This is a genomic window from Cedecea sp. P7760 (genome assembly GCF_013386425.1).
In the GTDB taxonomy this organism is placed as follows: domain Bacteria; phylum Pseudomonadota; class Gammaproteobacteria; order Enterobacterales; family Enterobacteriaceae; genus Cedecea; species Cedecea selenatireducens.
In genome coordinates, this window is the sequence record NZ_JACARU010000026.1 from 130711 (window position 1) to 148909 (window position 18199).

Genomic DNA, 18199 nt, shown 5'->3' on the forward strand with positions numbered 1-18199 from the left:
CTACTTGTTACTTATGGGGATAGGGATGTGAAAAGTTTTGTTTTAGCGTTGTGTATTTTTTCTTTGCCATTTTCAGTATTGGCTAATGATATCGAATCTGCCAAGTCCATCATAAGTGATGCGATGAAAGATCCAGGGAGTACGCAGTTTAAATCTGTACGAACCGTAAAGAACTTGCTCGGCGATAGCTATGTTTGCGGCGAGGTGAATTCTAAAAACTCATACGGGGGATATGTCGGATTTAAACCATTTGCATATAAGTCTGGTAAGTTTGTCATCGATGGAAGTTATGCAGCCCCTGATGAACTTGAATTTTTCTCAATTTCCAGTTGTGGTGGCAAGGAACTTGAAAAGATGGCGACAGCCAGAAAGCAAGCCAAGAATGGTTGTAAGATATCCTGGGAAAAGATTACCGATGTCGTATTATTTGGTAACAGTCCGGAGAAAGCAGCTGATAACGCAATAATTAAAATAAAAAACATAAATCCAAATATACCAAACAGTCAAATTGCAGCCATAAGAACAAGTTTTATAGATTCTGTAGCGAAATCCTTATCTGATAAGGATTTTGTGCAAAGCGTTAAAGCAGAAACAAAAGTTACTGAACGAGCGTTTATGTCATCTTGTATCGATAACACATCTAAAGCGTTATCAGGCTTGTAAACAATAAGTTAATAAAAACCTCGCCACGGCGGGGTTTTTTTATGCCCGGAGAAAAGTATGGCGCAGGATTTAGGTGGTATTTATTACGAGGTTGACCTTGAAACTAGCAACCTGATTGCGTCGGTAAGAAAAGCAAAAGGTGAGCTAGGCGGCCTTGGTGGATCAATGGGCGGACTGGAGTCCAGCGTCAATCGCACAGAACGCTCTATTTCCTCTCTCTCCAGCTCAATGTCATCACTGACCAATATTGCTAAGAGCGTAGCTGCAGCCATAACCGTGCAACAGGTGGCCGAATACGGCAATGCATGGGTGACAGTAAATAACAAGCTCATTAACTCAGTAAGGGCGAATGAGGATCTTGCCGCAGTAACTCAACGTGTATTCGACATATCTCAGGATACTCGCTCTAGCCTTGAGGCGACTGCGACGCTTTACGGACGACTGGAGCGAGCAACCAGAAGCGCCGGCACAAGCACGGATGATCTGGCGAAGTTAGTAGAAACCATTAACAAAGGCCTGACCGTTTCCGGTGCGACTACGGAAGAAGCCAGCTCTACCATGATTCAGTTGTCTCAGGCGCTGGCTTCAGGCGTGCTTCGCGGTGAGGAGTTTAACTCCATCTCAGAGAACGGCAGCCGCTTGGCGGTGGCGCTCGCTGATTCTCTTGGTGTGACCATTGGGCAGTTAAGGGCTATGGCGGCGCAGGGTAAATTAACCACAGAGGTAGTGGTAAATGGCCTTCTAAAGCAGAGCGATCAGATTGCTAAAGAGTTCGCCAACACCACAATGACTATGAGCCAGGCTTTCTCTGTGGCGACAAACAACATCACAAAGTTCGTCGGGGAAGCGTCAAGCGTAAGCACGACAATCAATGTGTTTAATCAAGGCGTAATCAGTCTTAGCGAGAACCTGGATGTTGTTGCCCAGGCTGTTGGTGCTGCGGCGTTAGTGTTTGGAGGTCGGTTTGTTGGTTCTCTGGCTGCCGCGACGGCTGCTCAGGCAACCAATGTGATGGCATCCATTCAGGGAGCCACCGCAACCAGGGCAAGAGCGAAAGAGGAGTTAGCCGCTGCAACCGTAACGCAAAGACGAGCTGTGGCCGATAAGTCCGCCGCCATGTCTGCGCTCAACCTTGCAACTGCCGAATACAACGTTGCCAAAGGATCTTCAGCAGAGGCCTTCGCCCTTGAGAACGTCATCAGGCTAAGGGCAATTTACGTCCAAAGCTCATCAGCCGCGGCCTTGTCAAACAATGCTGTAGCAGCGTCTCAGGCAAGGGTTGCAGCCACCGGATTCACTATGGCTAGCGCAATGACAGCCCTTAAGGCCGTTACCGCTCCGCTAGGCGGCCCACTTGGTGTTATCGGTATTGTTGCTGCTGGTTGGTATCTGTACGCACAAAATCAGGAGGAGGCGCGAAAAGAAAGCATAGCGTTTGCTCAAACCCTACCGGATGTAATCAGTAAGCTCAAAGAGATGAACTTAGTTCAGGCTCAGGGCGTCAGGGCTGATACGGTCACCTCCATCAAGAATCAGGAAGAGGCGCTAAAATCCCTCAATGAAGAAATATCGGAGCTAAGCGGAAGATACAAGGACGCCAAAGTAGCAGCTGATAACTCTGCAGAAGGTAGCTGGGCAAACAATAGCGCAGTCGAGGCAGCTGCCGACCTTGAAAACCAGCTAGCCAAAAAAATCAGGGACAGGGATTCTGCTCAGCAAGCTTTAACAAAGTCTCAAGATGCACTTAGGCTTATCAACATTCAGGTAAACCAAGGGATTGTTGACCAGATGAAGGCCGCAAGGGACTCCGCTCTTGCGCTAGCAGAGGCAGAAAAGAAAACGTCACTCCTTGGTGGATCACAGTCATTCCTTGCTGAAAAGCTTGGTATTGCTACAAAGGAGCTGCAGAAGTTCAACGCCGAAAGCCTCAAAATCAACTGGGGCGGCAGTGATGGAGAAAAGCTCTTAAAGCAGGCTGAAAGAAGACTTGAGCTTTCAAAGAAAGAGGGCGAGGCCAAGGCGAGACAGCAGGCTGCATATGATGCAGAAGATGCGGGCATCACCGATGAGAGGGCAATAAAGACCCTCCAGGATAAGTACGCAGCCACTGAAAAAAATACTGCCGCCAGAAAGGAGCAGAAAAAAGAAGATAAGTCCGCAGCGTCAGAGGCTAAAAAGCTTGAAAATCAGCAGGAGTCTGTAACTAACAAGCTCGCTAGCCTCAAGCAGCAGTCAGAGTTGGCCGCAGATTCAACGCGAGAACTAAGCCGTGAGCAAGCCATTCTTAAGGCGCAGCAATCCCTCGGAAAGGCAGCGACGCAAGACCAGATTAAACAGGCTGGTGAGTACGCTGCGAAGACATGGGACATTAATAACGCCCTTAAAGCCCAGGCCGCAGCCGAAAAGCTAATCCCGGAGCGGCAGGAGTCAACCCGCTACACGCAGGAAACAAAAGACCTCAAGACTGCTCTCGATGCTAAGAAGATGACCAAGGACGAGTTCAATCAGGCAACCGAGAGAGCAGAGCAGCAACACCAGTCTAACCTCGCCAAGATTCGCTCTGATGCTGTCGTCAGCCCAATCAATGACGCTCGCGGCTCTATCGACCCGGTTCAGCAACTTGCCAACGAAAACGCCCGTAAGCTTGCTCTCATTCAGCAGTTCGAAACTGAGAAGGGACAGATAACAGCTAATGGCCTGGCCTTGATGAATGCTGCAAACCGGCAATATGAGCAGCAGCGACTTGATGCTCAGTGGGAGATTTTCCGTAACCAGAGTCAGGCAAACGAGCTACTTGCCACCTCTCTAGATGGGCTGCAGAGTGGCGCGTCCAGCGCTCTTACCGGGCTTATCAACGGCACTCAAAGTCTGCAGGAAGCGTTCGCCAACATCGGCACAACAATCCTGAACAGCGTCATAAGTAGTTTCGTTCAGATGGGTATCGAGTGGGTGAAAGCTCAGGTCATGGGGCAGGCTGCCGCAACAGCTTCTCTCGCGGCCACTATGGCTCAGGCAACTGCGGCCGAATCTGCGTGGGCCCCGGCAGCAATGAGCGCATCAATAGCTACTTACGGAACGGCGGCGGCTGTAGGCCAAACGGCATATGCCGGTTCGCTTCTGGCAGCCAAAGGAATGGCGGTCGCTGGAGCCCGTAAAAACGGCGGCCCAGTATCTGCCGGTGAAATGTATCGCGTAGGTGAGGGCGGCATGCCTGAGATTTACCAGGCCAGCTCTGGCAGGCAATACATGATACCTGGCGATAACGGCAAGGTGATCAGCAATAAGGATATGCAGGGCGGTGGCGGCGGTGGTGCGGTTATCCATCAGACTGTTGAGTTCCACATTCAGACCACAGGCGGCATAGACGACGCAACAATGGCGAAGATGTCAACCATGATGAAGCAAGTCAGCATTAACACCATCCGCGACCAGCAGCGGCCAAGCGGACTACTGCAGAGGAGCAGATAATGCCTGAAATATTCACCTGGAAGCCTGAGCGAGGCTATACCGTCAGCAGGCAGCCAAACGTTGCTGTGGTTAAGCTTGGCGACGGATATGAGCAGCGGCAGGTAAAAGGCATCAATCCTTTGATGGATAGCTACTCGCTGACCTTTAAAGGAACCGATGGCCTCTGCGGTAGGGCTAATATCGCCAAGGCTGTCGATGAATTCCTGAAAGCCAGATTGTCGGTGGAGGCGTTCTACTGGACGCCATCTGACACCGGAGTGCAACGGCTGTTTGTGTGCCGATCGTGGAGCACCACAAAGACCGGCCCACACTACGAACTTTCAGCCACATTTGAACAAGTGCCACGATGAGCCGAAAGGCGGGAGATAGTTATGACTTTAGAAGAACGTGTTGAAGCATTAGAAGCGGCTATGGCTAAGATGAGTATTCAGCAGCAAGAAGCTGATGCGATGAGGGACATAGCCAGACAGACCGTTAATGAGGTGATTGCAAATGCGCGTCGTCCTGGAGGTATGTTGAATGCGGCCCAATTTCAGGCCGCTGAATTTAAGATCGCATGCAATTCACAAAGCATTAGACCTAATGACGTTAACGCAATATTAGAAAATGCCAGACTAAATGCGATTTCAAATTCCTGAAATTTTGAATGCGTGAATCTTTGTCCTCTGAATTGTTTCGCTTGTTTCAGGAGTTGATGCGGCCTCTGCGCTGTGCCATAGAGCTTTTGTATTGAATCTGAATTTCTCTAATTGCTCAGGTGTAAGAACCTTTATTAGTTGGCGTACAACAGAATCAAGAGCGTCTACGCGGTCAATATTTCTCTGCAAAGTTTCTTTTTCCATTTGAATTCCTTAATAGAGGTAATCAGCCATCCCTCATTGTTGTGTGCGTCCATGCCCTCACATGGACGGGCTGAGGTCATACCTTAGCGGCCAGTAGTGAGTAATCACAGGGCAAAAGTCACACAACCAGATCACCAATATTGGTAGGTCATCACCAAATAACCAATTCGGCCGCCATCGCGCGGCCTTTTTTATGGGAGTTATCCGTGCGCGACATACCAGCAGAATTAATTATCGAAAGCGTTGACGCTGGCGTTGGCGCGTTTATCGACCTGTTTGAAGCAGACCTGCAGCCATATGGCGGCGACGTTGTTCGCTTCCATTCAGGCACGAACGGCTTCTACACGGACGTAATCTGGAAGGGGCGAGCATACCCGGCATACCCGATTGCCGTCGAAGGCTTTGAGATGAAAAACGAAGGGACGTATGCGCGGCCAACCATGGCAGTAGCAAACGTTTCTGGCCTGATTACCGGCATTAACAGCGACTTTGACGACATGCTTGGCGTTGTCATTACCCGCCGTCAGGTGCCGGTTAAGCACCTTGACGCTGTTAACTTCCCGAACGGGAACCCTGACGCCGACCCGACGAAAGAAGCGGTTTCCAGGTACATCGTGGAAGAGATGACCGAAGAGACGTTTGAGCAGGTCACTTACTCCCTGGCTACTCCTGTTGACTGCGATAACGCCATTATCCCGGCGCGGACAATACTGGCCGACGTGTGCCAATGGGTTTATCGGGGAGAAGGCTGTCGCTATGACGGGCCACCGGTAGCAGATGAGCGAGACAACCCAACAACCGATCCTAACCGCGACCGATGCTCTCATCGTCGCTCTGGTTGCAGGATGCGTTTCAAACGACCTGAGCCAATGCCAATCAGCAGCTTCCCAGGCTCTCAGAAGGTTTCCTGATGCAAGAGTGTATCGACTATGCGGCAACGTCGCAGGATGAAGTGTGCGGGCTGATCATCGACGACAGTCACCTGTTCCGCTGCCGTAATTCACACCCTGAACCGATGACTCACTTTCGAATAAGTGATGATGACTGGCTGGCTGCTGAAGAGGTGGGTGAGATTACTGCGGTTTTTCATTCCCACCCTCAGAATCAGCCAGGCCTGTCAGGCGCTGACCGGAAGATGCAAATTGCTACCGGGCTTCCGTGGTGGCTTGCCAGTAGTGGAAAGCTACATAAATTCAGACCAGTGCCATTTCTTCTGGGACGCAGATTCGAGCATGGAGTGATGGACTGCTACACCTTGTTCCGCGATGCATATCACCTGTGCGGCATTGACCTTCCTGATTTTGAAAGGAATTGCGGGTGGTGGTTGCGCGGAGAAAATCTGTACCTCAAGAACATGCCCGTCAACGGCTTTCGCCAGGTGTCCACTGAATTAGCCCATCCGGGCGATGTGATTATCCGGCAGCCATTCGATGGTGCCGATCCGTGCCATGCAATGATTCTCCTGGATAACAATATTGTGCTTCATCACGACCACACAGGACACCTCAGCAGACGAGAGCCGATGCGTCCGGCATTCATTAAACAGACACATTCGATATGGAGGCATGAACAGTGCTCATCTTTAAATTTGCAGGCCATCTACGCCGACATTTCCGCAAAGTCGAGTTAGACGTAGAGACGCCAGCGCAAGGCCTCCGGCTTCTTCTCGCTCAAAATCATGATTTTAAGAAAGCATTCCTCAGTTCAAATATGAGACTGAGGATCGCCGGCGAGGAAATAGAAAGTTCATCAGCGCAGTGGCATATGGACAGGCATTTGAATGACGGAAGTGTGATTTTGTTCGTTCCTGTAATTGAAGGGGCAATAACTGGCGTCACAGCTGCATATATCGCGATTGCAATCGCCGTGGCCTCGGTTGCTTACTCCGTCTACATGTCGAGAAACATGAAGACAAAAACATCAGCAGAATCTGCACAGACCGACAGCATCACCAACAACTCATTCACGAATGCCGAGAACCGAATAGGGCAAGGCAGGCCTGTACCAATCCTTCTGGGTGAAATGGTTGTAGGCAGTAACGTCATATCCCTCGGGATAGACACGACAAACAATATGGACTGGCAAGAGTCGATTAGCTAACAGGCCACCTCCGGGTGGCTTTTTTATTTCCGGAGAACGCGATGTCATCAGGCGGCGGCAAGGCTTCAACACCTACACTAATAAACGATAACCTACGTTCAAAGCAATTCCTGAAGGTGCTTGACCTCATCAGCGAGGGGCCAATTTACGGACCGGTTGACCAGGATCACCTTTCATCTTTTCTTCTGAACAAAACGCCGGTGACCAGCGTTAACGGTGACACAAATATCAACGGCGTAAGCGTGGCCTGGCGGCCTGGCTCTGAAACTCAGTCTCCTATTAATGGCTTTTCTGCCATTGAAGCGACGACCATCGTGAACAATGATGTCACCTTTAATACACCATTAGTGCGAACGGTTTCTGATGTTGATGTGACAAGGGTGCGTCTGAATATTGGCGTTCGCAGTCTTGTAGAGCAGGATACAAAGGGAAATCAGAAAAACACATCCGTCACGATGTCCATTGATGTTCGAACCGGCAACAACGTTTTCCAGCCCGTTAAAACCGTGACGATTGGCCCAGGCAAAATCTCAGGCGAATATCTGGAAGCGCATGTAATCGACGCTCCAGACACAAAGCCATTTGATATTCGTGTTCGCCGTATAACGCCTGACAGCACCAGCGACCTGCTTAGTAATGGGACGGTGTGGAATAGTTACACAGAAATCACTGACGACAACCTTACATATCCGTTCTCTGCTATCGCTGGCGCGGTCATTGACCGTGACCAGTACACCGACACGCCGACGCGTACCTATCACCTGCGCGGGCTGATTGTTGACGTGCCGGATAATTACGATCCAATTGCCCGAACCTATACAGGGTTGTGGACTGGTGGCTTCAAAAAGGCATGGACTAACAACCCAGCATGGCTTTTCCGGGCGCTGGTGACAAACAACCGCTACGGCCTTGCCCGTCGCGCTGGCTACATCGATGTTGATGATGGCTCGCTCTATATTCTTTCCCAATACTGTGACCAGTTAGTTAACGATGGCTACGGAGGTAAAGAGCCGCGGCATGTTCTCAATGCCTACATCACAGAGCAATCAAGCGCCAGAGATATTCTGGACAAGATTGCCGGAATGTTTCGTGGAGTGGCGTTGTGGGATGGCATGCGTTTAACAGTGATGCTGGACGCACCTCAAGACCCGATAGCAGCTATCAGCAACGCTAACGTTGTGGATGGGAAGTTTAGCTACAGCTCAGTGAAGCAGTCAGAGCGTTATAACGCTGTCGTCGTCTCATGGACTGACCCAAGCAACGGCTGGCAGGACGCGAAGGAGTATGTTTCTGACGATACGCTAATCAGCCAGAGCGGGAAGTACAACGAAACGACCATCGAGGCATTTGGTGCGACATCTCGCGGCCAGGCGTGGAGAGCCGGTAAGTGGCTGTTGGAAACTGCAAAGCGTGAGAATAAGCGTTTAACGTTCCAGATGGCGCGTGACGCTATCGCGTTCACACCGGGTGACATTGTTGAGGTGATGGACAACAACCACGCAGCAGCGCGGCTTGGTGGTCGCATAATCTCCCATGCTGGCTCTGTCATTACCGTTGATGCTGATGTATCTGAGCTGGCAGGGGGTGGCGATGGCATGTCCATCATGGGAAGTCACGGGAAGCTGGTTAAGTATGATATTGCCAGCGTCGCAGGAGACAAAATCACTCTTCGCACTACTCCGGCATGGGTTAAAGACGGTACTGTCTTCGTTATATCAACGGCGAGCGTTAAAACTCGACTGTGGAAAATACTTGGCGTCGCTGAGACCGAAAACAACTCCGTCTACAGCATCACCGCAGGACTTCACGACCCAAATAAGCAAGCTGTTGTTGATGAGGGTGCGGTCTTCGAGATACCAAATGATACTGCCAACGGCTATAGAGTACCGAACATCGAAAACCTGCGCATTATTAACACAAATTCAGAGACAGTTCAGGTCACGGCGACATGGGAAACTGCAACCACAACGCGCAAAATTACCTTTGAGCTGACCGTATACACAGAGGACGGAAAGGTTGTATCGCAGTACGAAACCGACCAGTTTCGTTATGAGTTCTATGGGATAGATGCAGGGCGTTACTCGCTGGGAGTTCGCGGCCGCAACGAGAACGGCATGAAAGGTGCAGAGACTCAGGTTAGTCTCGTGATTGGTGCGCCGCCAGCGCCATCAAGCGTTATCTGGACGCCGGGGCTATTCTCGGCTGTTATCGTGCCGGTTATGCGTATCACGGCAACAACGGACACTTCATTTGAGTTCTGGTACTCAGGCGAAAACAGTATATCCAACCCATCACAGATAGAAGATCAGGCCCAATTCCTTGGGCGCTCAACGCAGTGGACGCTGCAGGGATTGCAGGCTGATAAAACCTATTACGCTTATGTCAGGACTAGAAACGCCTTCGGTGTGTCTGATTTTGTCGAGGTGTCGGGTCAGGCTTCCTCTGATATTCCGGGAATGATTGACCTGATTGATAATGCTATACGCGATTCCGATGCATTTAAAAACGTGCAGGAAGGGGTTGATACTAACCTTGAAGGAATCATGGAAAACGCTCTGGCTAACCATGGCACCGTTGAGCATCAGTTCCAACAGCACGGAGAGGTGAGAGCAGATATTCTCGTTGTGCGAACAACTGTGGCAACCGTCGATAAAGGACTGGCAGATCTTTCCACCTATGTTCAGGCACAGATTGGTCCCAATGGTGAGTTAACCGCTGCTGTAAACCAGAAAATGACTGCTGAAGTTAATTTAGATGGGACAGCAAAAGCGAGTTACACGACAAACCTCGCAGTTATAAGGAATGGCGTAACTTATAGCGCAGGCATGGGGATGTCTATTGAGCCATCAGGTAACACCTATAAATCAACAGTCGTCTTTGCAGCTGACCAGTTCGGCATCTACTCAGGAAGCGATCCTGGAAATTATCAGGCTGCGTTCTTTGTGTTTAACGGACAGGTATTTATCAACTCTGCATTCATTCAGAACGGCAGTATCGATAATGCGAAGATAGGTAATTTTATTCAGTCTAATAATTATCAGTCTGGCGTTTCTGGCTGGCAGATTAACAAGAGTGGTTTCGCTGAATTCAGTCAGGTAACTGTCCGTGGTGCTATTTATGCAACCAGTGGTCAATTTGGTTTCACGAACAATGGAACAGGCGTAAACATTGATGGTAGAGGCGTGACTGTCAATCTTACAAACGGTGGCAGGATTGTATTGGGAGAGTGGTAAATGCCTCGGGGATTGTTAATTGATCTAAATGACGGCTCTCCAAGGATGGAGATAACTGCCGGACTGCGTTGCCCGTCATTTAGTGGAAGTAATGGAGACCAGATTCAGACGGGGGGAGTGGTAGGTGTAACAAAGACGCCCGGCTCTACAATGGTTATGCTTCCTGTTACGACAACCTATGCATACCCTGACAGTATAAGCCCGATACCTAGCATTGGAATGATGACGGGCTATGCGGATAATGGCAACGGAACCATTACGCAGAGTTGGTGGCACTCAAATCCGAGGCTGGCACAGCGGTTGACTGCGGGCGCTGCAAACTACGTAGAAATACTGGCAATATCACAGAGCGGCAATCGTGGGTTGCTGATTAGCGAGTCTACTGACTTTACGTTTATATCATCTGCAACTCAGTTTATGGGGTGCGTCTGGTACGGAAATTTCACCGTTAACGGAAACACCCCATTGCCAGCTAGCGGAATTCCCTTTGCTAGCTGGGATTCGCCCGATGTGTCAATTGCCTTTGATGGAACAAACCTGACATCATTCCTGGCTCATGATGGCTATGGAGATGCTGCACGCCCAGTAACAATCAGGCTTGCGATATTTGCGAGAGTTGATCCAACGCCGGGCAGAGGACTGACATTTGTTAACCCTGATGGAAAGGTAACATTCTCCACAACAAGGAAACCACTTGTTTTCAGGAATGCATTCTGGAATCCAGCCTCTGGCGCTGCAAATGCATCTGGAAATATGGTGATGATTTGCAGAACTGGATTCAGAAACAGGAATGCGGGTGGTTGGTGCAACATGAAACACAAAGGGATAATATTTAGTGGCGGGGTTGTTAGTAGCGCCTCCAACAATACAAAGTTTTCATGGACTGATCAATATCCCATTATTGACGAGAGGACAATTAATCTAAATATTCCTTTGATTCCAGCAATGTATTAATTATGAACCTTTACTGTGCCTCCAAATCCATTACCCCATAACATTTTCAGTCCATCATATCTTATATCAACACCTTCAAAAGGTATTTTTTCACCATTCTGCCAGATTAAAACACACTTACCATAAGACATCATGGCGCAGGTTCCATCTGGTTTAGGTGGTGATGAGCAAGAGGAAATTAGAAGTGTGGTAGTTAATAAAGTAATTTTAATTGATTTCATAATCGTAGTCCTGATTGTATTTCGTAAATAAAATTCGCCTGGAGCGTGGTTTTTATCAGGCTTATGTTTTGAATTTAAATATTGTTCAAATAAAAGTTGAGAAAAAATATCATTTTTTAAATTAAATTCAGGAGTAATCATGTCAGCAGGAACACTAACACTCACAAATAACAGCGCGGCGGTATCTGGATCGGGAACGCCGTTTAACACCGAGCTGGCCGCTGGTGATTTCATCGTTGTCACTGTCGGCGGTGTGCCATACACGCTGCCTGTCAAATCGGTAGAAAGTGCAACAGCATTAACACTCGTCAGCGTTTATACCGGACCGACGCAATCTGGAGCGGCGTGGTCTGCTGTTCCGCGCGTCGCATTGAATATGGTCACCGCTGCCTTAGTTGCGCAGAGCGCCGAGGCGCTGCGGGGCCTGAACTACGACAAGCAGAACTGGCAGCAATTATTCAGTGGTACGGGAACTATAACGGTCAGATTACCTGACGGCACAACATATACAGGCCCGGCCTGGAATAGCATTACAAAAGCGATAGATAATAAAGCAGATAAAACTGCTCTAGATAATAAAGCAGATAAAACTGCTCTAGATAATAAAGCAGATAAAACTGCTCTAGATAATAAAGCAGATAAAACTGCTCTTGATTCATATGCGAAAAAAGGCGCTAACGCCGATATAACATCAATATCCGGCCTTACAACTGCTTTAAGCCTTGCGCAGGGCGGGACTGGCCTCACGAATCCATTCGGAATATCTGCTAATACTTTTTGCCAGGGCAATGACACGCGACTGGGAACTGTAAACAATAAAAGTGGAGGGGAAATTTCCTCACCGATAACTGTCCGCGGAACAGGAATTACAGGGAAAATAAATATCATTGGTGCTGATTATACGACGACACAGGGAAGTGGAATTTACAGTGTATCGAGAACCAATAATGACCGTTTCGATCATTACCTTGGAGGTGCGGCAGTTGGTCAGCCTTTTTCCTTGCTGTGGGCGTTGAGGCCTGGCGGCGCTGATCCCGGGTCACTCTACTGGGGAATGGTAAGTTCTGGTGATATGACTACGCCGAAGGGTACTGTCATGACCAGCGGTTCCGACGTCAGACTTAAAAATAATTTAACTCCTGTCATTAATACCGACGAAGCCGGAAACCGACTTGATAAGATTGGAATTGTTGAATATCAGTGGAAATATGGCACTCGGACATGTAGGGGAATGCTTGCTCAGCAAATGGATGGTATCGACCCTTTGTACACATTCACGGAGGGGAAAGCCAGCGATGATGATGGCAAAGAGTTTGAGGTATTAAACGTGGATCAGACAGCCGTTGTGGCTGATTTAGTCCTGGTCGTGCAGTCACTTCGCAAGAGAGTGCAGGAACTCGAAGCTAACCAAAAAATGTCATAATTTTTCGGAGACAATTTCATGGGGCAGCCATGGGGCAAAAAATTAGCGCGAGGTTGCGTGAACTTACCAATAGTCCAAACACTCTCGCGCTAAATCTCTGTCTTGAATCGTGATGTTTCCTGTTCTTTCTCTACCTTACGATTTGACTCCTCATATGATGAACATGCAGGTGTAGTGGCACCAGCACGGTTTTAGTGGGGAAAAGGTCTGCGACGGGCCTTTTACTCATCTATTACAAGCACTATTAATTATCATTCTTATTTCAATTCTGTATTATTCCGCACGCTAAACCTTTTTATAATATTCGATTAACAACTGAATATTTCATATGAAAGACACTCAGAATTTTCTCGTTTTATGCCCAATGAATGCTAAATGGCATGACGCAGATCAAACTTCCCCCCCGCATTGCAATGCATATTCAGCGCCGGAATTATCACACATTATTATTATTTTATTTTTTTTCTGGGTGATATTCGAACAGGTTCATATCGCATCAGGGAAATGAATAGCCGACCATAAGTATATTGTTAATTGAAAAATGACAGCGTGACGACTGAACGTCCTGCTGGGCTATCGGGTGCGCGCCTCATGGGGTGAGAGAAAGGTCGAGGGTTAAAGAAAGTCGATAAAGCTTATTTAATTTCTGGCGAAACTATTAAGGGAATAACGTATTAAATAAAGAAGAGTGATGGTGCTTAATAAATTATTGAGGTGATAGTTAACCGGTTGCAGCCGGTTAACTATCGATTTGATCGGATTTTACTAAATCTTCACAAGCGAATATATAGTAGGTTTTTAGCATGAAAAAGGCAACTTTAGCGTTAATTCTGGGCGTTTTTATTAGTCATTATTCCTGGGCCGACGAAACTTCTTATGAGGTAACGGGCAATAACGGAAAATTCACGTTAGTGGCGGATACCCTCGGCGGAAACACGGTGTCAGGATTGGCCGGCGTCTACAATCTCGATCAGTTCGATATTGACGTAAAAAGAAATGCCAGGGTTTTGCTTGCAACTGAAGCAGGCGTGAGTGCTAACCAGGCGGCGATTGCTTCGCTGGGCCAGGATGTTCTGGGCGTACAAAATACCGGGGTTTATGCACGTTCAAGAGCTGACGCCGCCATGGCAAATACTGAAGCCAACAAAGCCGCGCTTCAGGCAACTAATCAGGCGATGGCTGAGAATACTGCCGAACTGGCTAATCATGAGTCACGTATTGATGCCCTGGAAGCCAATACCGTCAACAGCAGTAGCTTTAACCGCTTAAAAGATCGGGTGGACGAAAACCGTCAACGTGCCTCTGCGGGTATTGCCGGCGTTGCCGCTATGGCTAACATTCCCCAGGTAACCCAGGGTGCGACGTTTTCCGTAGGCGCCGGGGCAGGCACAACCGACGGTGAGAGCGCGCTTGCGGTAGGGTTCTCCGCTCGTGCGACGGAAAGCACCGTGGTTAAAGCCTCCGTTTCAAACGATTCACAGCAAAACTTTGTTGTGGGCGCTGGTGCATCCCTGCAGTGGTAAACACGCTGCGCTAAAAAAGCCCCTTATGGGGCTTTTTCTTTTAAGGGAGCAAGTAATGCGCTTTTATCTAATCTTTCTGTTGGCGGCATTCAGCATTATGGGAGTTTGCATCGCGCTGATGCTGATTATCTCCCGCGTGATGGAGACTTATCTCTCCGTTTGTTGAGCGAAGTATCGTTTTTGCCAGTAAGATGGGTTTAATGCGCGCATTCGTTTGACGTGGAAAGTAATTCCACTGCAAAATCAGGATGATACCTTTACTGTGCCGGAAGGGACTTCCGGTCTAAATGGGAGAGTCCTGCCAGCCTATGACCCCGCAACAGACGCTAGAAGAGCATTACGAGACATTAACCCCCGAACTGCAGCGCGCCGCTGACCTGAGCCTGCATAACGTGAAGGATTTGGTGGCGCTTTCGATGCGGGCTTTTGCTGCGCGGATTGGCGTAAAACCCGCGACGCTGCTGCGCCTGGCCCAGCGCCTGGGCTATGTCGGCTGGGGGGAATTCAAAACAGCTTTTATTCAGGAGCTTGGCCTGAGCCACGAAACGCATCAGGCAAGGGCCGAAAAACTGGTGGATAAAGGCAGCACGGCGTCACTCTATCAGGAAGTATTTGACGCCCACGCGGTCAATCTTTCCCACACCGAGGCCGAAAACCCAGAGGCGATGGAAAAGGCGGTGGACGTGCTGGACGCCGCAGAACACGTCTATGTGTGCGGCTTTCGCGCCAGCTATTCTGTGGCCTACACGCTGTTTTATATCTATCGTCTGTTTAATAAGAACGTGTCGCTCATCGACGGCCAGGCGAGTAACTACGAAATATTTACCCGCGAGCTGACGCCAAAGGATGTGGTGCTGATGATAGGGTTTGCGCCGTATTCGCGTGAGTCGCTTGATGTGCTGGGCGCTGCCCGGCAGGCCGGAAGCAAAATCGTGGCGTTGACCGACTCCCCGCTTTCTCCCCTTGCGGAACACGCCACAAGCACGCTTTATTTCTCCGCGCACAGCCCGTCATTCTTTCCTTCCGTGGTGTCGGCGATGGGCATTGCCGAATGTTTACTGGCGATGCTGGTGGCAAAGCACGGGGACAGGGCGGTGGAGAAGATTGCCAGCGCGGAACGTTTCCTGTTGGACTCCGGCGCATGGGTGAAGCCGGTCCGTTAGTAAAAGGGGCAACTCTCTGCCCCTTGTATCATTAGCGCTGAATAAGATAGCGAATGGTCGGGCCATCCTGCTGAATATCCAGCACCGTGTAGCCGTGGTTATTGGCGTCGAGAGGAATGTTGTTGATGGACTGCGGGCAGTCGCTCACCACTTCCAGAATCTCGCCTTTTTTTAGCTGAGGCATTGCTTCAAGCGTTGCAACCGCCGGGTAAGGACAGGGCTCGCCCACCATATCCAGACGATAGTCAGGCACGATGTTCTGGCTCATGCGGTTTCTCCTGTTGGGGTGTTGATAGCCTGGTTTTTACGGCGGAAGAAGCGTTTCTCCCAGCCGACGATCAGCAGATAAGCGACGAGCAGCATCAGGTAAGTCACCAGCAGCCCGCCCAGCGGCCCAAAGGTATTCAGCAGGTTGACCTTGTCCCAGCTGGTGGCCAACGCGGGGGAAATATCATCCCAGAACCAGGCCAGCAGCGTAGAGCCAATAACGTTGCCCAGGCCAACCCACCAGTAGTGCACCTGGCCTTCAACCGCGCGATACATCCAGCCGGTTTCACAGCCGCCGGCCAGCACGATGCCAAAGCCAAACAGCAGGCCACCGATAACCGCATTCGGCCCTGCCCACATGATTTTGGCTTCCACGCCGAGCTGCACATAGCTGAAGATGCCAATCGCGCTGACCGCCATTCCCAGAATAATGGCTTTTGCCATGTGGGTACGCCCGGTTATCCACATATCGCGGAAGGCCGAGGTAAAGCAGATCTGCGCGCGTTCGATAAGCAGCCCAAAGCCGACGCCAAACAGCATAGCCAGGCCCAGCTTCGGCTGGTTGATGGCGGTTAAACCGCCCCAGCCCAGCATGCCGATAAACACCAGCATCCCCATGCGGAAGCGGCGCTTAGCGCGGTCTGGCTGCTGCGTCAGCGGTGAGGCAGCGGAAACTTTTTGCAGCTTAACCGGGATGCGGAACATCGGCAGCAGGGTGAAGCGAGCGCCAAACCAGCAGCCGATGGCGGTTGCCAGGGCGAAGAACCACGCGTGCAGCGAGAACTGGGGGATCCCGGTAAAGAACGCCGCGAGGTTGCAGCCCATCGCAAGCCTTGCGCCAAAGCCGGCAATGATGCCGCCGAGCACCGCCTGAATAATGCGGATGCGGTGCTGAGGCAGGCGAAGCTTAACGTTGTTGGCCCACAGCGCCGCCGCGAAGCAGCCGCCAAACATGCCGAGGATCATCATGCCGTCGATGCGGGTCAACGGGCTGCCGTCGAGGTGGATGAGCTTGTAGTAACCCCATTCTTCGGCGTGAACGCCCATCAGCTGTAGCAGCTGGCCGCCCCAGCGGGTGAATTCGCCGGTGACCGCCCAGAAGGTGCCGGTGATGCCGAAGTAGTAGGTGGAGAGGATCCCGGCCGCTATCACGGCGGGCATCGGTTTCCAGAAGGTAATGAGATATTGCTGTTTGAAGGAGTGCCAGGTCATTGTTTTCGCCTCTGAACTCAGAAGAACGTGCCGCCAGGAGCGGAAGAGGGCGCGATCATACGCCTATCTTTTTTGCTTAACAGGCTGAAAAGACGAAAAATCAATCTGGATCAATTTTTATGCCTCGGGAGGAAGTGCTGGCAGGCCCAGGGCTTTAATGCCAAAATTATTTTTTCTCCGCAGTCAGGATAGACGATGAAGAAGCTTTTAGTATTGGCGGCGCTGGTGGCACTGAGCGGCTGCGTCGAGGTTAGAGATTATGGGCAGGTGGTGCGTACCGAGGCACCGGCAGGCATGGCAGGCTACTGGCAGTCCAGCGGGCCGCAGAGCGAGCTGGTGAGCCCGGAGGCCATTGCCTCGCTGGTCGTCACGCCTGAAGGTGATACCCTTGATTGCCGCCAGTGGCAGCGGGTGATTGCGGTTCCGGGTAAGCTGACGCATTTATCTGGCGATCTGCGTAACGTGACCGTTAAGCGTGAAATTTACGGCATCGAGCGTAACGGCGATACGCTGGAATATGCGGGCATGACTTTGAAGCGCGTGGATCGTTTGACGACCGAGTGCGCTGATTACCTGGCGAAAAATCCTTTGGGTGGGAAGTTATCCAAAGAGAAAAAATAAGGCCCCTCACCCTAACCCTCTCCCCAAAGGGGCGAGGGGATTTTATTGTGCAAATGTTTGGTTATGATTTCATTCGCTCACTCTTTTTAGACTGTCTTGTCGATATTAATCCCAAGGCTTTTGCAGGATTGGCGACAGTTCCGTTCACTTCCAAACAAGTTTCATATGCTGCCATTGCACTGGTGAACGTGTCCGGGGTATAACGCCATCCCCCGGACAGCCCCGGCGCCCGGCGAAAGCCGGGAGGCAATTCAACCCTCACCCCGGCCCTCTCCCAGAGGGAGAGGGGGAAAACAGCCAATGGGGAACATTGTTTATTCCCTCTCCCTTCCAGGGAGAGGGTTAGGGTGAGGGTAAAAATAAGAAGCGAGGCTCGGTTCCGGCTTAAATCGCCTCCGTTTTCTCTCCGACTGGCCAGGGTCCGGACGTCGGGAACGGCCGGAGGCTGAGAGCGTCGGGAACGCATCTCAGCCGACCCAGGACTGGGAGATAAAACGGAGGTCTGCCGC

The 18199-nt window shown here is 50.4% G+C and carries 16 protein-coding genes and 1 pseudogene; 13 read left to right on the forward strand and 4 right to left on the reverse strand.

What is annotated here, in order from left to right:
• Positions 1-27: 27 nt before the first annotated feature.
• From HX778_RS12170 to HX778_RS12185, 4 genes are read left to right on the forward strand one after another with little or no spacing between them, the layout of a single operon-like run.
• Positions 28-663 carry a hypothetical protein gene (locus HX778_RS12170; RefSeq protein ID WP_176982133.1) on the forward strand — a complete coding sequence of 212 codons (636 nt, stop codon included), beginning with the start codon at positions 28-30 and terminating at the stop codon, positions 661-663.
• A 57-nt stretch (positions 664-720) separates the two neighbouring features.
• Complete coding sequence (locus HX778_RS12175) at positions 721-4131, forward strand: tape measure protein (RefSeq protein WP_176982134.1); 3411 nt, start codon at positions 721-723, stop codon at positions 4129-4131.
• A complete protein-coding gene (locus HX778_RS12180; protein WP_176982135.1) occupies positions 4131-4481 on the forward strand; it encodes a phage tail protein in 351 nt (116 codons plus the stop codon). The genes HX778_RS12175 and HX778_RS12180 overlap by 1 nt, the downstream gene beginning before the upstream one ends.
• Before the next feature lie 21 nt (positions 4482-4502).
• Positions 4503-4769, forward strand: a complete 267-nt coding sequence (locus HX778_RS12185) for a hypothetical protein (RefSeq protein WP_176982136.1) — start codon at positions 4503-4505, stop codon at positions 4767-4769.
• On the opposite strand, the gene HX778_RS12190 is transcribed toward HX778_RS12185, so the two are convergent.
• A complete protein-coding gene (locus HX778_RS12190; protein WP_008456774.1) occupies positions 4758-4973 on the reverse strand; it encodes a hypothetical protein in 216 nt (71 codons plus the stop codon). The genes HX778_RS12185 and HX778_RS12190 overlap by 12 nt on opposite strands.
• Before the next feature lie 206 nt (positions 4974-5179).
• On the opposite strand from HX778_RS12190, the gene HX778_RS12195 reads away from it, so the two are divergent.
• From HX778_RS12195 to HX778_RS12215, 5 genes are read left to right on the forward strand one after another with little or no spacing between them, the layout of a single operon-like run.
• Positions 5180-5884: a phage minor tail protein L gene (locus HX778_RS12195; protein WP_176982137.1), complete on the forward strand. Its 705-nt coding sequence runs from the start codon at positions 5180-5182 to the stop codon at positions 5882-5884.
• Entirely contained in the window at positions 5884-6603 is a 720-nt protein-coding gene (locus HX778_RS12200) for a C40 family peptidase (protein WP_176982138.1), read from the forward strand. Before HX778_RS12195 ends, HX778_RS12200 begins: the two co-directional genes overlap by 1 nt.
• On the forward strand, positions 6546-7073 hold the full coding sequence (locus HX778_RS12205) for a tail assembly protein (RefSeq protein ID WP_176982139.1): 528 nt from the start codon (positions 6546-6548) through the stop codon (positions 7071-7073). Before HX778_RS12200 ends, HX778_RS12205 begins: the two co-directional genes overlap by 58 nt.
• A 41-nt stretch (positions 7074-7114) precedes the next feature.
• Complete coding sequence (locus HX778_RS12210) at positions 7115-10306, forward strand: host specificity protein J (RefSeq protein WP_176982140.1); 3192 nt, start codon at positions 7115-7117, stop codon at positions 10304-10306.
• Positions 10307-11260 carry a DUF6453 family protein gene (locus HX778_RS12215; protein WP_176982141.1) on the forward strand — a complete coding sequence of 318 codons (954 nt, stop codon included), beginning with the start codon at positions 10307-10309 and terminating at the stop codon, positions 11258-11260.
• Here the strand turns inward: HX778_RS12215 and HX778_RS25005 are convergent.
• Entirely contained in the window at positions 11257-11646 is a 390-nt protein-coding gene (locus HX778_RS25005) for a hypothetical protein (protein WP_218167106.1), read from the reverse strand. The two genes, HX778_RS12215 and HX778_RS25005, sit on opposite strands and share 4 nt — an antisense overlap.
• On the opposite strand from HX778_RS25005, the gene HX778_RS12225 reads away from it, so the two are divergent.
• The 3 genes from HX778_RS12225 (at position 11621) to HX778_RS12235 (ending at position 15590) form a co-directional block, all read left to right on the forward strand.
• On the forward strand, positions 11621-12904 hold the full coding sequence (locus tag HX778_RS12225) for a tail fiber domain-containing protein (protein WP_176982142.1): 1284 nt from the start codon (positions 11621-11623) through the stop codon (positions 12902-12904). The two genes, HX778_RS25005 and HX778_RS12225, sit on opposite strands and share 26 nt — an antisense overlap.
• 803 nt (positions 12905-13707) lie before the next feature.
• Positions 13708-14427, forward strand: coding sequence for a YadA C-terminal domain-containing protein (locus HX778_RS12230; protein WP_176982143.1), 720 nt, complete (start codon positions 13708-13710; stop codon positions 14425-14427).
• 308 nt (positions 14428-14735) lie between these two features.
• Positions 14736-15590 carry a MurR/RpiR family transcriptional regulator gene (locus tag HX778_RS12235; protein ID WP_038481629.1) on the forward strand — a complete coding sequence of 285 codons (855 nt, stop codon included), beginning with the start codon at positions 14736-14738 and terminating at the stop codon, positions 15588-15590.
• 31 nt (positions 15591-15621) lie between these two features.
• On the opposite strand, the gene yedF is transcribed toward HX778_RS12235, so the two are convergent.
• Both yedF and yedE read right to left on the reverse strand, forming a co-directional pair.
• Entirely contained in the window at positions 15622-15858 is a 237-nt protein-coding gene (gene yedF / locus HX778_RS12240) for a sulfurtransferase-like selenium metabolism protein YedF (protein WP_176982144.1), read from the reverse strand.
• A pseudogene (yedE, locus tag HX778_RS12245) lies at positions 15855-17102 on the reverse strand (selenium metabolism membrane protein YedE/FdhT); the annotation flags it as partial. The pseudogene yedE and the gene yedF, both read right to left, overlap by 4 nt.
• 162 nt (positions 17103-17264) lie before the next feature.
• On the opposite strand from yedE, the gene yedD reads away from it, so the two are divergent.
• Positions 17265-17690: a lipoprotein YedD gene (gene yedD / locus HX778_RS12250; RefSeq protein WP_038481635.1), complete on the forward strand. Its 426-nt coding sequence runs from the start codon at positions 17265-17267 to the stop codon at positions 17688-17690.
• Positions 17691-18199: the final 509 nt, after the last annotated feature.

Coding starts and splice junctions, on each gene's coding strand:
- HX778_RS12175 (WP_176982134.1), top strand. CDS start 721: ATGGCGCAGGATTTAGGTGGTATTTATTACGAGGTTGACCTTGAAACT.
- HX778_RS12180 (WP_176982135.1), top strand. CDS start 4,131: ATGCCTGAAATATTCACCTGGAAGCCTGAGCGAGGCTATACCGTCAGC.
- HX778_RS12185 (WP_176982136.1), top strand. CDS start 4,503: ATGACTTTAGAAGAACGTGTTGAAGCATTAGAAGCGGCTATGGCTAAG.
- HX778_RS12190 (WP_008456774.1), bottom strand. CDS start 4,973: ATGGAAAAAGAAACTTTGCAGAGAAATATTGACCGCGTAGACGCTCTT.
- HX778_RS12200 (WP_176982138.1), top strand. CDS start 5,884: ATGCAAGAGTGTATCGACTATGCGGCAACGTCGCAGGATGAAGTGTGC.
- HX778_RS12210 (WP_176982140.1), top strand. CDS start 7,115: ATGTCATCAGGCGGCGGCAAGGCTTCAACACCTACACTAATAAACGAT.
- HX778_RS12215 (WP_176982141.1), top strand. CDS start 10,307: ATGCCTCGGGGATTGTTAATTGATCTAAATGACGGCTCTCCAAGGATG.
- HX778_RS12225 (WP_176982142.1), top strand. CDS start 11,621: ATGTCAGCAGGAACACTAACACTCACAAATAACAGCGCGGCGGTATCT.
- HX778_RS12230 (WP_176982143.1), top strand. CDS start 13,708: ATGAAAAAGGCAACTTTAGCGTTAATTCTGGGCGTTTTTATTAGTCAT.
- HX778_RS12235 (WP_038481629.1), top strand. CDS start 14,736: ATGACCCCGCAACAGACGCTAGAAGAGCATTACGAGACATTAACCCCC.
- yedF (WP_176982144.1), bottom strand. CDS start 15,858: ATGAGCCAGAACATCGTGCCTGACTATCGTCTGGATATGGTGGGCGAG.
- yedD (WP_038481635.1), top strand. CDS start 17,265: ATGAAGAAGCTTTTAGTATTGGCGGCGCTGGTGGCACTGAGCGGCTGC.